General features: G+C 70.2%; 9 protein-coding genes. All 9 read right to left on the bottom strand.

The window, feature by feature from the left end; genetic code table 11:
* Positions 1-117: 117 nt before the first annotated feature.
* Positions 118-1,323: a DNA polymerase III subunit delta' gene (locus ACWFRJ_RS29430; RefSeq protein WP_453537345.1), complete on the bottom strand. Its 1,206-nt coding sequence runs from the start codon at positions 1,321-1,323 to the stop codon at positions 118-120.
* A gap of 122 nt (positions 1,324-1,445) precedes the next feature.
* Positions 1,446-4,607 carry a dTMP kinase gene (tmk, locus tag ACWFRJ_RS29425; protein ID WP_453537342.1) on the bottom strand — a complete coding sequence of 1,054 codons (3,162 nt, stop codon included), beginning with the start codon at positions 4,605-4,607 and terminating at the stop codon, positions 1,446-1,448.
* A 141-nt stretch (positions 4,608-4,748) separates the two neighbouring features.
* The gene (gene topA / locus ACWFRJ_RS29420) at positions 4,749-7,580 is read right to left on the bottom strand and encodes a type I DNA topoisomerase (protein ID WP_453537339.1); all 2,832 of its coding nucleotides are present in this window, start codon (positions 7,578-7,580) and stop codon (positions 4,749-4,751) included.
* Between the two features lie 330 nt (positions 7,581-7,910).
* A complete protein-coding gene (locus tag ACWFRJ_RS29415) occupies positions 7,911-8,108 on the bottom strand; it encodes a hypothetical protein (protein ID WP_389902071.1) in 198 nt (65 codons plus the stop codon).
* A gap of 289 nt (positions 8,109-8,397) precedes the next feature.
* On the bottom strand, positions 8,398-9,930 hold the full coding sequence (locus tag ACWFRJ_RS29410) for a DUF7059 domain-containing protein (RefSeq protein WP_453537336.1): 1,533 nt from the start codon (positions 9,928-9,930) through the stop codon (positions 8,398-8,400).
* Between the two features lie 138 nt (positions 9,931-10,068).
* The gene (locus tag ACWFRJ_RS29405; RefSeq protein WP_389902076.1) at positions 10,069-10,650 is read right to left on the bottom strand and encodes a small secreted protein; all 582 of its coding nucleotides are present in this window, start codon (positions 10,648-10,650) and stop codon (positions 10,069-10,071) included.
* 198 nt (positions 10,651-10,848) lie between these two features.
* Entirely contained in the window at positions 10,849-13,257 is a 2,409-nt protein-coding gene (locus ACWFRJ_RS29400; protein ID WP_453537333.1) for a sodium-translocating pyrophosphatase, read from the bottom strand.
* 349 nt (positions 13,258-13,606) lie between these two features.
* The gene (locus tag ACWFRJ_RS29395) at positions 13,607-14,044 is read right to left on the bottom strand and encodes an ATP-binding protein (protein WP_453537330.1); all 438 of its coding nucleotides are present in this window, start codon (positions 14,042-14,044) and stop codon (positions 13,607-13,609) included.
* A 113-nt stretch (positions 14,045-14,157) separates the two neighbouring features.
* Positions 14,158-14,499, bottom strand: a complete 342-nt coding sequence (bldG, locus tag ACWFRJ_RS29390) for an anti-sigma factor antagonist BldG (protein WP_003975386.1) — start codon at positions 14,497-14,499, stop codon at positions 14,158-14,160.
* Positions 14,500-14,575 lie beyond the last annotated feature (76 nt).

Here is a 14,575-nt window from a genome sequence, read left to right as displayed (position 1 = left end):
AGCCTAACGCTATGCGATGAGCTGGCGACGCAATGTGCCCTGGAGTGCCCTTATGGGTGACTCGGTCAACCCTCCTGCCGGGGGCCGCCTGCGCGCCGCCGCGCGCCTCGAGCGCGCCTACCCCGCCCGCAGCGCCACCGTCATCGCCTCCACCGCGAGCAGCGGCGCCACATTGCGGTCCAGTGCGACGCGGCAGGCGCCGATCGCCTCGATGCGGCGCAGCGTCGACTCGGGCGAGGCGCCGCGCGCCAGGCGCTCCAGCATGTCGAGCACCTCCGTGTTGGCCAGCGCCACGCGGGAGCCGAGCTGCAGGGTGAGCACGTCGCGGTAGACACCGGTCAGCTCGATGAGTGCGAGGTCGAGGCTGTCGCGCTGGGTGCGGGTCCTTCGGCGCTTCTGCCGGTCCTCAAGTTCCTTCATGACACCCGCCGTGCCGCGCGGCATCCGGCCGCCCTTCTCCGCGCCGAGAGCCGCCCTCAGGTCGTCCGTCTCCTTGACGTCGACCTCCTCGGCGACCTGCTTCGCGTCGTCGCCGGCCGTGTCGATCAGCTCCTGCGCGGCCTTGAGGCAGCCGCCGATCTCCCCCACCCGCATCGGCAGCTTGAGCACGGCGGCCCGGCGCTCGCGCGCCTTCGGGTCGGTCGCGAGGCGGCGGGCACGGCCGATGTGCCCCTGGGTGGCGCGCGCGGCGGCCGCGGCGACGTCCGGCTCGATGCCGTCGCGCCGGATGAGCACGTCCGCGACGGCGTCCACCGGAGGCGTACGCAGCGTCAGATGGCGGCAGCGGGAGCGGATCGTGGGCAGCACGTCCTCAAGGGAGGGCGCGCAGAGCAGCCACACGGTGCGGGGGGCGGGCTCTTCCACGGCCTTCAGGAGTACGTTGCCCGCGCCCTCGGTGAGGCGGTCGGCGTCCTCCAGGACGATGACCTGCCAGCGGCCGCCCGCGGGCGACAACTGGGCCCGTCTGACCAGCTCGCGGGTCTCCTTGACGCCGATGGACAGCAGGTCCGTACGCACCACTTCGACGTCGGCGTGGGTGCCGACCAGGCTCGTGTGGCACCCGTCGCAGAAACCGCAGCCGGGGGAGCCGCCGAGCGCGCGGTCCGGGCTCGTGCACTGGAGCGCGGCGGCGAAGGAACGGGCTGCGGTGGACCGTCCGGAGCCGGGCGGTCCGGTGAACAGCCAGGCGTGCGTCATCTTCGACGCCTCGGGCCGCGGAGCGCGCGTGGCCACGGCGGTGACCAGCGCGTCGGCGTCCCGGGCGGCGGCGCCGAGCTGCTCACTCACCCGCTCCTGGCCCACCAGGTCGTCCCATACGGTCACCGGTCACCGCCTCCGCCCTGCACACCTGCGTCGCGCATGTCGCACACGTCGCTCGTCACGCTGTCGAGTTCATTGTGGAGCACGCCACTGACAACGCGGGCCCAGCTCCCGCCGCGAGGGGGTCAGCGCCTGTTCCGCCCCCGGCCGCCGCGACCGCCCCGGCCGTCCTCGTCGTCATCCCGCGAGCCCAGCAACTCGTCCGCCAGCGTGGGCAGATCATCCAGCGGGGTCTCCTCCGCCCAGTCCGAGCGAGGACGCTGCCGGGGCTGCCCCTGCTCATCGACCTGAGGCAGCTCACGGGTCCGGTCGTTGCCGCCGCCGGGCGAAGGCTCAGCCTTGGGCCGCTCATCGCGGAAGTACCCCGGCGGCACCTTGTCCTCCTGCACAGCAGGCAGCACGGCCGTCTCGTCGGCAGCCCCCGGCACCGGCGGCTGCGGCAGCACCTCGGTCTCGTCCGAGCCGGACGCGTCCCGCACCGCGGGCAGCACCGTCGTCTCGTCCGCGGCGGAAGCCTGAGCCGCGTCGGGCTTCACGATGGGCGTGGGCACCGTCGTCTCGTTGTCCGGCACGGCGTCCGAAACGGCGCCGGAAGGGGAAGCGGACGGAGCTGGAGCCGATTCCGCCTTCGGCTTCTGCTTCGAAGCCGGAGTCGAAGCAACCGCCGTAGAAGCACTCGTAGCCGTCGCAGCAGCCGCCGCGGCCGCCGCCGAAGCAGCAGCCAACCGCCGCGCCTCCTCGGCCCGCAGCAGCGCCTCCTCGGCCTTGCGCTGCTTCTCGACCCGCCGCGCCTCGGCCTCGGCCCGCAGCCGCGCCTCTTCCTCCGCCTCGCGGCGGCGCCGCGCCTCCTCGGCCGCCCGCACCTTCTCCTCGGCGAGCAGGCGTGCCTGCTCCTCCTCGGCCTTGCGCTTGGCCTCCTCGGCGCGCTGCCTGGCCTCCTCGGCCTGGCGCTCGGCCTCGCGGCGCTGCGCCTCCTCCAGCTCGCGGCGCTTGCGCTCCTCCTCCTCGGCGCGGAGCTTGGCGAGCTGCTCCTGGCGCTCGCGCTCGACCCGCTCCTCCTCGGCCTTGCGCGCGGCCTCTTCCTCGGCCTTGCGGCGTGCCTCTTCCTCGGCGGCCTTGCGGGCCTCCTCCTGCGCCTTCACCTCGGCCTCGGAGAGCGGCAGCATCAGGTCGAGCCGGTGCCGGGCCACGGTCGTGACCGCCTCCGGCTCCTGGGCGGCGTCGATCACCAGGTAACGCCCGGGGTCGGCCGCGGCCAGCGTCAGGAAACCGGAGCGCACGCGCGCGTGGAACTCGGCGGGCTCCGACTCCAGACGATCGGGTGCCTCGGTGAACCGCTCCCTGGCAGCTTCCGGGGAGACGTCGAGCAGCACCGTCAGATGCGGCACGAGACCGTCCGTCGCCCACCGGGAGATGCGGGCGATCTCGGTCGGGGACAGATCGCGCCCCGCGCCCTGATACGCCACGGACGAGTCGATGTACCGGTCGGAGATGACGACAGCGCCGCGCTCAAGAGCGGGACGTACGACCGTGTCGACGTGCTCGGCGCGGTCGGCCGCGTACAGAAGTGCCTCGGCGCGGTGCGAGAGGCCCGCCGACGACACGTCCAGCAGGATCGACCGCAGCCGCTTCCCGACCGGCGTGGCACCCGGCTCGCGCGTCACGACGACCTCGTGGCCCTTGGCCCGGATCCACTCGGCGAGCGCCTCGGCCTGCGTCGACTTGCCCGCGCCGTCGCCGCCCTCCAGGGCGATGAAGAATCCCGCGGTCGCGATCCCCTGCACGGGGTCGTCGCCACCGCGCAGGGCGTCCCGCAGGTCGTGCCGCAGCGGCACGCCCTGCCGGTCGTCGATCTTGGCGAGGACCAGCGCGGCCACCGGCAGGAGCAGCGCGCCCACCAGCATCAGCGTGAAGGCGGCGCCGCCGTGGTCGAACACGAACTTGCCGTTGACGAAGCGGTGCGGCCCGATCGCCGCCGCGACCACGGGGGCCACGAGCGCGCCGAGCGCGATGAAGAGGCGTACGACCGCCTGGAGATGTTCCGTCGTGCGCGCCCTGCGGTAGTCCTCGACCTCCTGGTCGAGGAGCGCGTGCCCGGTGTGCGCGGCGATGCCCGCGGCCACTCCGGTGAGCACCAGGAGCAGCAGCACGGTCGTCACGTCGGGCACGAGACCGGCGGCGAGCAGCGCGACACCGGTGAGGGCGATCGCCAGTGCGAGCAGCCGGCGGCGCGGGAGCGTGGGCAGCAGGGACGGTGCGGTGCGGATGCCGACGGCGGTGCCGCCGGTCAGCGCGAGGACGACGAGGCCGTACGTGACGGGCCCGCCGTCGAGGTCCTTGGCGTGCAGGACGGCGACCGCCACGGCGGCGGCGACGGCTCCGGCGACCGCGGCGCAGGCGGCGATGAGCAGCGGGATCGCGCCGGTGCGGCCCTTGTCGGTGCCGCTGCCGGTACGCGGCCTGCGCAGCCCTTCGAGCGGGCTACGCGCGCGTGGCGTCTGCGTGGCGGGAAGTTCGAGGAAGTAGACGATCGAGAGGGAGGCCGCGAAGAGGCCCGCGGCGACGAACGAGCCGAGCCCCGCCTGATGCAGCGCGAACCAGTCGAGCCCGGTGCCGAGGAGGTTCCCGACCAGCGTGACGGCGACGAGCGCGGCGGCCGCGATGGGCAGCGCCACGAATCCCGTACGCAGCGACAGGCGCCGCAGTGCGTCCATGTGGTCCGGCAGCGGCCGCACCGTCGCGCCCTCCGGGGGCGGCGCGGGCAGCAGCGCGGGCGCCGCGCTCTCGCGGCAGACCGTCCAGAAGCGCTCGGCGACTCCGATCACGAAGGCGGTGACGAGCAGTACAGCGAGCGCGTTGTCCGGCGTCCAGTCGATCCACAGCGGCGCGACGACAAGGAGCGCGGCGCGCAGGCCGTCCGCCACGACCATCGTCCAGCGCCGGTCGAGCGGTCCGTCCGGTGAGGTGATCGAGCTCAGCGGTCCCAGAAGTACCGCCCCGAAGAGCAGCGTCGCCAGAACGCGTGCCCCGAAGACAGCGGTGACGGCGAACGCCGCCCCTCGATAGCCGCCCCCGAACGCCCCCTCGGCGATGGACGCTTGCAGCGCGAGCACCACCAGGACAAGGAGGGCGAGGGCGTCGCCGACACCGCCGACGAGCTGGGCGCTCCAGAGGCGCTTCAGCTGGGGCACGCGCAGCAAGGCGCGGACAGCACGCTCTCGCGAATCTGCGACCAGGGCGTCGTCGGGGGTCGGGTTTCCGACCGTTGGCTGCTCGGCACGCGTCATCCGTCCAGCCTATCTGGACGGTGCGACACCCCGAAGGGGCGCCCGAACAAACGGGCGCCCCTTCGGTTCACACATTCACAGCACCGTTTCACAGTGCCGTACTGAAAGACGTACAGAACGGCGCAAGGGCCGCCGACCGCCCTACTCGGCGTCGGACGCCTTGGCCGCCGAAGCCGTGGTCTTCTTGGCGGCGGCCGTCTTCGTAGTGGTCTTCTTCGCGGCCGTCGTCTTCTTTGCGGCTGTTGTCTTTGCGGCCGTCTTCTTGGCCGCGGTCTTCTTGGCGGGGGCCTTCTTCGCCGCCTTCTTGGCGGTCTTCTTGGCCGGCCCCTTCGCGCGCTTCTCCTCAAGCAGTTCGTAGCCGCGCTCGGGGGTGATGTCCTCGACGCTGTCGGAGGCCCGCAGGGTCGCGTTCGTCTCGCCGTCCGTGACGTACGCCCCGAAGCGGCCGTCCTTGACGACGACCGGCTTCTTGCTGACCGGGTCCTCGCCGAGCTCCTTGAGCGGCGGCTTGGCGGCGGCCCGCCCGCGCTGCTTGGGCTGGGCGTAGATCGCGAGGGCCTCTTCCAACGTGATGTTGAAGAGCTGCTCCTCGGCCTCCAGGGACCGGGAGTCCGTGCCCTTCTTCAGATACGGGCCGTAGCGGCCGTTCTGCGCGGTGATCTCCACGCCTTCGGCGTCCGCCCCGACCACACGCGGCAGGGACATCAGCTTCAGGGCGTCCTGGAGCGTCACCGTGTCGAGCGACATGGACTTGAAGAGCGAGGCCGTCCGCGGCTTGACCGCGTTCTTGCCGGTCTTCGGGGTGCCCTCGGGGAGCACCTCGGTGACGTAGGGGCCGTAGCGGCCGTCCCTGGCGATGATCTCGTGACCCGACGTGGGGTCGGTGCCGAGCGCGAAGTCACCGCTCGGCTTGGCGAGCAGCTCCTCGGCGTACTCGACGGTCAGCTCGTCCGGCGGCATGTCGTCGGGCACGTCGGCGCGCTGGTGGCCCTCCGAGTCCTTCTCGCCGCGCTCGATGTACGGGCCGTAGCGGCCGACGCGCAGCAGGATGCCGTCGCCGACGGGGAAGGAGGAGATCTCCCGGGCGTCGATCGCGCCCAGGTCGGTCACCAGTTCCTTGAGCCCGCCGAGGTGGTCGCCGTCGCCGTTGCCCGCGTTCGAAGCGGCTCCCGCGTCGTCGCCCTCACCGAAGTAGAACCGCTTCAGCCACGGCACGGCCTGCGCCTCGCCCCGCGCGATGCGGTCGAGGTCGTCCTCCATGCGTGCGGTGAAGTCGTAGTCGACGAGGCGCCCGAAGTGCGTCTCCAGGAGGTTGACCACGGCGAAGGACAAGAAGGAGGGCACGAGGGCCGTGCCCTTCTTGAAGACGTAGCCGCGGTCGAGGATCGTGCCGAGGATCGACGCGTACGTCGACGGGCGGCCGATCTCGCGCTCTTCGAGCTCCTTGACCAGCGAGGCCTCGGTGTAGCGGGCCGGCGGCTTGGTCGCGTGGCCGTCGACGGAGATCTCGTCGGCGGACAGCGCGTCACCCTCGCTGACCTGCGGCAGCCTGCGCTCACGGTCGTCGAGCTCGGCGTTCGGGTCGTCCGCGCCCTCTACGTAGGCCTTCATGAAGCCGTGGAAGGTGATGGTCTTGCCGGACGCGCTGAACTCGGCGTCGCGGCCGTCGGCGGCCGTGCCGCCGATCTTGACCGTGACGGAGTTGCCGACCGCGTCCTTCATCTGGGAGGCGACGGTCCGCTTCCAGATCAGCTCGTAGAGCCGGAACTGGTCGCCGGTGAGGCCGGTCTCGGCGGGCGTGCGGAAACGATCACCCGAAGGGCGGATCGCCTCGTGCGCCTCCTGCGCGTTCTTGACCTTCCCGGCGTACGTACGGGGCTTGTCCGGCAGATAGTCGCTGCCGTACAGCTGCGTGACCTGCGCGCGAGCGGCGGTGATCGCCGTGTCGGACAGCGTCGTGGAGTCCGTACGCATGTAGGTGATGAAGCCGTTCTCGTACAGCTTCTGGGCCACCTGCATCGTGGCCTTCGCGCCGAAGCCGAGCTTGCGGCTGGCCTCCTGCTGCAGCGTCGTCGTACGGAACGGCGCGTACGGAGAGCGGCGGTAGGGCTTGGACTCTACGGAGCGGACCGCGAACCGGGTGTTCTCAAGGGCCGCGGCGAGGCTGCGGGCGTTCGTCTCGTCCAGGTGCAGCGTGTCGGACTTGAGCTGTCCGACCGAGTTGAAGTCGCGGCCCTGCGCGATGCGCTTGCCGTCGACCGTGGTGAGGCGCGCGACCAGCTGCGAGGGGTCGGACGCGTCACCGGTGCGGCCCGTGCCGAAGGTGCCCGTCAGGTCCCAGTACTCGGCGGAGCGGAAGGCGATGCGCTCGCGCTCACGCTCGACGACGAGGCGGGTCGCCACGGACTGGACACGGCCCGCCGACAGGCGCGGCATGACCTTCTTCCACAGGACCGGCGAGACCTCGTAGCCGTAGAGACGGTCGAGGATGCGGCGGGTCTCCTGGGCGTCGACCATGCGTTTGTTGAGGTCGCGGGGGCTTGCGACGGCCTCCTGGATCGCGGCCTTGGTGATCTCGTGGAACACCATGCGCTTGACCGGGACCTTGGGCTTCAGGACCTCGAGGAGGTGCCACGCGATGGCTTCGCCCTCGCGGTCCTCATCGGTGGCGAGGAAGAGTTCGTCGGAGTCCTTCAGCAGGTCTTTGAGCTTCTTGACCTGCGCCTTCTTGTCGGAGTTCACGACATAGATGGGCTCGAAGTCGTTCTCGACGTCCACGCCGAGACGGCGCACCTCGCCGGTGTACTTGTCGGGGACCTCCGCGGCGCCGTTCGGAAGGTCGCGGATGTGCCCGACGCTTGCCTCGACTACGTAGCCGGGGCCGAGGTAACCCTTGATCGTCTTCGCCTTGGCAGGCGACTCGACGATGACGAGTCGGCGGCCGCCCTTTGCGGTCTCGCTGGTCGGGGACAACTTCGCTCTTCTCTCCGGTCGGTACTCGGTGGCCGCGGTGCGTGGCCTCGTGGCCGCGGTGCGTGGCCTCGCTCGGTGCGCTTGAGTTGCGCTGACGCTGCGGAGTGTGACGGTACATCCCGCCCCCGTGTCAAACGGGAAAAGCCCGCAACGGCCACTCGAACGGTAACCCGACTACCGCCATTCCTGCCGCCCGGAGTGGCGACCTGCCGTTTCCTCACCTGGTTCACCACGGGCTTCACCACCGGCTGCGCACCGGCTCAGCACCGGCGCCGGGCCTACGGCCCGTACGCGCCCCGCAGCCGCCACCCGGTCACCGACCGCCTCCGGTCACAACCGAGTGAAACACCACACTCCGAGCACCAGCGCGCCCGATCCCGCAAGCGCGGCGAGTGTCGCCGATGCGACAGGGTTCACACCCTCGGCGACGGGCGCGCGGTGCGCCACACGTGCTCCGGTCCACAGCAGAAGACCTGCTCCGAACAGCGCGAACACCGTTCCCGCGAAGATCGCTGGTCCGCTCTCCATGTCTTTCCCTCCCCGTACCGAGTTCCCGGCTTGGGAACCTGACACGCCCGGGAAGCCGGGGCGCGAACCCCGGGTGAACGGAGGGCGCCCGGCCTGAAGAACCGCTCGGCCCGGGGCTTGGCTCGACCGGAATCGGACACCTCGGGGCCGGTTCGCACAGTCCACCTTCTCGATGTACGTCCGGCGGTCGCCGCCGCCCATCCATCCCACCCACAACGGGGGACCGATGCCCCCGGAAACGTACGAGACACGCCGTACGCACACCACGAACGGCCCGGCGCCGCGCCCGCTACGAGCCGACCGGCTCCAGGAAGCCCTGCTCGACGAGGAGCCGGATCTGCGCGGGCGTCCGGTCCCGCAGCAATACGGGGTCCTCGCCCACCAGTTGGGCGATCGCGTCGAGGATCCGCCCGGCGCTCAGCGTCCCGTCGCACACGCCTGCGAAGCCCGCGCCCACCGTGTCCACCTTGGTGGCCCGCCGCATCCCTCGGTGCTGGCGCAGGACGACATGCTCCGGGTCCTCGGCGCCGGGCAGCCCGACCTGCTCCTGCACGACCTCGTCCGCGAGCTTGAAGTGCCCGGCGAGCAGCGCGGCGTCGTCGTGCGCCCGCAGGTAGTCCTGGCGCGCGAAGAACTCCCGCACCGTGTCGCCGAGCGGCTGCTCGACGGGGTGCGGCCACTCCTCCACGGTCACGGACGGCTCGGCGGCGTCTGATCCGGCAGCCCTCTTGCGCAGCGTGATCCACCCGAACCCGACCGCGCGCGTCTTGCGGGCCTCGAACTCGTCCAGCCACGCGTCGTACCGTGCCGCGTACTCCTGCGGATCCGACCGGTGGTCCCCGGCGTCCCGCAGCCACAGCTCCGCGTACTGCGTGATGTCCTGCACCTCGCGCTGCACGATCCACGCGTCGCACCCGCGCGGCACCCAGGAACGGAGCCGCTCGGTCCACTCCTCGCCCTCCACGTGCTGCCAGTTGGCGAGGAAGTGCGCGTACCCCCCTTCGTTCAACCGCTCCCCCGCCTGCTGAACGAGCGACCGGCACAGATCGTCCCCGCCCATCCCGCCGTCGCGGTAGGTGAGGCGCGCCCCGGGAGAGATGACGAAGGGCGGATTGGACACGATCAGGTCGTACGTCTCCTCGCCCACGGGTTCGAAGAGGGAGCCCTCCCGCAGGTCGGCCTCGGGCACGCCGGAGAGCGCGAGGGTGAGCCGCGTGATGTGCAGCGCACGGGGGTTGAGGTCGGTCGCGGTCACCCGGGTCGCGTGCTGCGCGGCGTGCAGCGCCTGGATCCCGGATCCGGTGCCGAGGTCGAGAGCACTGGCCACCGGCGTACGCACCGTGAGTCCGGCCAGCGTCGTGGACGCACCGCCCACACCGAGGACGACCCCTTCGTCGTGGCTGCCGATGCCACCGGCACCGCCGACCGCGCACCCCAGGTCCGAGACGATGAACCAGTCCTCGCCGCTCGGCCCGCCGTAGGGCCGCACGTCCACCGTCGCCTTCAGCGCACCCTCGCCGTCCGCCGCGGACAGCCAACCGCTCTCCTGCAGAGGGCCGACCGGCAGAACGGCCGCCACGCGCGCGTGCGGCACGGAACGCTGCAGCAGGAAGAGCCGTACGAGCGTCTCCAGCGGCCCTTCGCCGCGGGTGGCCCGCAGGGCGGGCACGGTCTCGCTGCGCGCGAGCGCCGTGTAGGCGGGCGCCCCGAGCAGCTCGAGCAGCCCGTCAGCGGTGAAGTCGGCCGCCAGCAGGGCTTCCCGCAACTGGGCGGCGGCGTCGGCACGATCGGACGAGGGCAGGGGGGCGCTAGCGATACTCACCCCCTCATTGTGACCCGCATCCGGCTCACCGGCTGTGCCCGCCGCCGACGGGCGCGGCTGGGCGCGACACTGCCCCGGCGCCCCGGGGATTCTTTCCCCCGGGGCATCGGGGCAGCAGGCGGAGGAAGGGGGCGGCCCCTAGGCCGCAGAAGGCGTGGCGGAAGCCGACTTGCAGCTGTCCTGCTTGCTCATCGCCTTGCCCACCTCACCCTCCTGCAGCTTCTCAAGGGCCTCGTTGCCACTCTTGCTCAGCTTGTCCAGCTCACCCGCGACGCTCTTGAGCCCGTCGGCGAAGTCCGCCTGGTCCTTGGTGTCCAGGCCGTCGACCTTCTTCTTCAGGTCGCCGTACGACTTGGAGATGGCGTTCAGTTCCTTGACCGCGTCGTCGGTCTTCTTCTGACCGCCGTCGACCGGCGGGGCGCCCGCCTTCTTCACCGCGGCGCCCATCGACTTGTAGGCGTCGGACATGTCCTGGAACGCCTTGGAGTCGGTCTTCTGGACGTCCCCCGGCGAGCTGTTGTCCGAGGTCTCCTTCTGGATCGCCGCGTTGGCGTCGGCGATCTTCTTCGACTGCGGCTGAACCGAGTCACAGACGTCCTTGGCCCAGGAGTCCAGCTTCTCGTTGCCGTCGTCGCTGCAGCCCGACAGCGCCAGTACCAGTACCGCACCGCCGGACAGTGCGGCTGCAAGCTTCTTGTTCACCGGATTGGTCCCTTCCATCGCTCTCGGCCCCGGAACTTACACGCCAATTGGGCTACAACCGCATGCCGGGGGCCCGGTACCGCCTCTATTGAAGCCATTTGCACCAAGCAGAGAGCGCGAGAGAAGGCTCACCAGACGGCTCACCGGACACACAAGGGCGGACGCCGCGTCAAAACGCGCCGCCCGCCCTTGTGTTGGGCAGAGTCTGACCCGGCGTTACGAAACTACGGCCGGGTCAGCCGAGTTACCTACTCGCTCCGCACCACCTTCCTCCTCGTCGCCCACGGCGATCCCTCGCCTCTTGGACACGTACACCGCGCCGATGATGACCAGGATCGCCAGCACCGCGATCAGTGCCCGCACCCCGGCGCTCGCGTCGTCCCCGTAGCTGAACTGGACGACCGCGGGCGCGATGAGCAGCGCCACCAGGTTCATCACCTTCAGGAGCGGGTTGATCGCAGGGCCCGCGGTGTCCTTGAACGGGTCACCTACGGTGTCGCCGATGACCACCGCGGCGTGGGCCTCACTGCCCTTGCCGCCGTGGTGACCGTCCTCGACGAGCTTCTTCGCGTTGTCCCAGGCGCCGCCGGAGTTGGCGAGGAAGACCGCCATCAGCGTGCCCGTGCCGATCGCGCCCGCCAGGAACGAGCCGAGCGCGCCGACACCGAGCGAGAAGCCGACCGCGATCGGCGTGAGCACGGCGAGCAGCCCTGGCGTGGCGAGCTCGCGCAGCGCGTCCTTGGTGCAGATGTCCACGACGCGCCCGTACTCGGGCTCCTCGGAGTAATCCATGATCCCGGGGTGCTCGCGGAACTGCCGCCGCACCTCGTAGACCACCGCTCCGGCCGATCTGGACACCGCGTTGATCGCGAGCCCCGAGAAGAGGAAGACGACCGCGGCACCCAGGATCAGGCCGACCAGGTTGTTGGGCTGCGAGATGTCCATGACCAGGTTCATCGGTGCGCCGTCGCCCATTTTCTCGCCGACGTCCTTGGCCGCGCCCGCGATGGCGTCGCGATACGAGCCGAAGAGCGCCGAGGCCGCGAGGACGGCCGTGGCGATGGCGATGCCCTTGGTGATGGCCTTGGTGGTGTTGCCGACGGCGTCCAGGTCGGTGAGCACCTGCGCGCCCGCGCCCTCGACGTCACCGGACATCTCGGCGATGCCCTGCGCGTTGTCGGAGACCGGACCGAAGGTGTCCATGGCAACGATCACGCCGACCGTGGTGAGCAGGCCGGTACCGGCGAGCGCCACCGCGAACAGGGCGAGCATGATCGACGTACCGCCGAGCAGGAACGCCCCGTACACGCCGAGCCCGATCAGGAGCGCGGTGTAGACGGCCGACTCGAGGCCGATGGAGATTCCGGCAAGGACGACGGTGGCCGGGCCGGTGAGCGAGGTCTTGCCGATGTCCCTGACCGGACGCCGGTTGGTCTCCGTGAAGTAGCCGGTGAGCTGCTGGATCAGCGCGGCCATGACGATGCCGATCGCGACGGCGACGACCGCGAGAACCCGCGGATCGCCGTCATGACCCGCGATCGACGCGTCCGAGACGCCGTCCAGGTCGGCGTACGACGACGGCAGATAGACGAAGACCGCCGCGGCCACGAGCGCCAGCGAGATGAACGCGGAGATGAAGAACCCGCGGTTGATGGCGGTCATCCCGCTGCGGTCGGAGCGCCGTGGCGCCACCGCGAAGATCCCGATCATCGCCGTCACGACACCGATCGCCGGAACGATCAGGGGGAAGGCGAGTCCGGAGTCTCCGAACGCCACCTTGCCGAGGATCAGCGCGGCGACCAGGGTCACGGCGTACGACTCGAAGAGGTCGGCGGCCATGCCCGCGCAGTCGCCGACGTTGTCGCCCACGTTGTCGGCGATGGTCGCGGCATTCCTCGGGTCGTCCTCCGGAATGCCCTGCTCGACCTTGCCGACCAGGTCGGCGCCGACGTCGGCGGCCTTGGTGAAGATGCCGCCGCCCACACGCATGAACATCGCGATCAGCGCCGCCCCGAGGCCGAAGCCCTCCAGGACCTTCGGCGCGTCGGCCGCGTAGACGAGCACCACACAGGAGGCGCCCAGCAGACCGAGCCCCACCGTGAACATGCCGACGACGCCGCCCGTGCGGAAAGCGATCTTCATGGCCTTGTGCGAAACAGCGGTGAGATCCTTTTCGGGTTCACCTTCCGCGGGAGTGGCCTCTCGTGCGGCTGCCGCCACACGAACATTGCTGCGTACGGCGAGCCACATGCCGATATAGCCGGTGGTCGCCGAGAACACCGCACCGATCAAGAAGAAGATCGATCGGCCGGCGCGCTGATTCCAGTCGTCTGCCGGCAGCAGCAGGAGCAGGAAGAACACCACGACGGCGAAAACACCGAGAGTGCGCAGTTGCCTGCCGAGATAGGCATTGGCGCCCTCCTGGATCGCCTTCGCGATCTTCTTCATGCTGTCGGTGCCCTCGGTGGCCGCCAGAACCTGGCGTACGAGCACCCAGGCGACCGCTAGGGCCGCGAGCGCGACGACCGCGACGACCATCACGATGAGTCGGTTGTCGTCGGTCAGTACTGCAGCTGCGAAGGTTGAGGTGTGGTCAAACTGATGAGGGGTAGAAAGCCCCGCCATTCGTCCTCCTTGACGCCTGGGGTGAGCTCAAGATGTGGACGGATTGTAGGGAGCTGAACCTGATCAAAACAGAGCGCCGCAAACGGAATTGGCTAGAGATTGCTTCCCAGCAAATGATCGCGACCGCAGATTGGCCCCGAAAGCGGTAATGCCCCAAAACCGTTGACAGAGGTCGGCCACCCCGAGGCAATTGACCGGGGCAATGATCAAATAATAAAAAGGCCCTGCTCCGGGTGGGGAGCAAGACCTTGGTGCGGCGGGAAGGGGAAGCCCGCCGGATGGGGCTGGATCAGACCGGGTCGGGCCGAGTCGGGTCGGGCCGAGTCGGGTTAGATCGGACCGGAGCCGATCAGAGGAGCGGCGCGGGGGTCGTCGGCCACGTCATCCGGATGAGACCGCCGTTCTCGCCGGCGGTGACCTCCACGTCGTCCACGAGTCCGCTGATGACGGCGAGACCCATCTCGTCCTCACCCTCGGCATCCAGATCGTCGGCCACTCCGGGCCCCGAGCCGGATGCCCGGTCGCCGGACGTCGCGTGGGGGGCCTCGTCGCCGACCTCGATGGAAAACTGCTTCTCGTCCTCGATCAGGGCGACAAGAACCGGCGCCGAGACGCCGTTGCTCTGGTGCAGTCCGACGGCACGCGTGCAGGCCTCGCCGACAGCGAGTCGGACCTCGTCGAGAACGGCCTCGTCCACTCCGGCCCTGCGCGCGACCGCCGCCGCCACGAGCCGGGCGGTCCTGACGTGCTCGGGCAGCGCGCTGAATCGGAGTTCAACGGTGGCCATGCATCCCCCTCGGACATACACGCGTGCTGTCAGGGGGCCGGGCCGAGGGCCCGGTCCCCTGCTGTTCTGCCACCCCCGGGCCGAGCAAGCAGCCGACCCGGGGCATCCGGCTCTCAGTCGGTGGCCGCGACCGCTTCCTCGACCGAGGTGTGAATGGGGAACACCTTGGTCAGGCCGGTGATGCGGAAGATCTTCAAAATACGTTCCTGGTTGCAGACCAGGCGCAGTGAGCCCTCATGGGCACGCACCCGCTTCAAGCCGCCGACCAGTACGCCAAGTCCGGTGGAGTCGAGGAAGTCCACGCCCTCCATGTCGACGACCAGGTGGAAACTGCCGTCGTTCACCAACTCAACCAACTGTTCGCGCAACTTGGGCGCGGTATAAACGTCGATTTCGCCACCGACCTCGACGACCGTACGATCGCCGACGGTACGGGTCGACAGGGACAGGTCCACGGATCCTCCAGCACCTTGCTATCGAGCGGTCATCCCTTGGGACACCTCGGCAGAGCCCCCAGGACGGATCGCCAGC

It is taken from the genome of Streptomyces sp. NPDC055239, from assembly GCF_053606205.1.
Note: the sequence above shows the minus strand (reverse complement) of the source record. Positions and strands in the feature narration are given on the sequence as shown.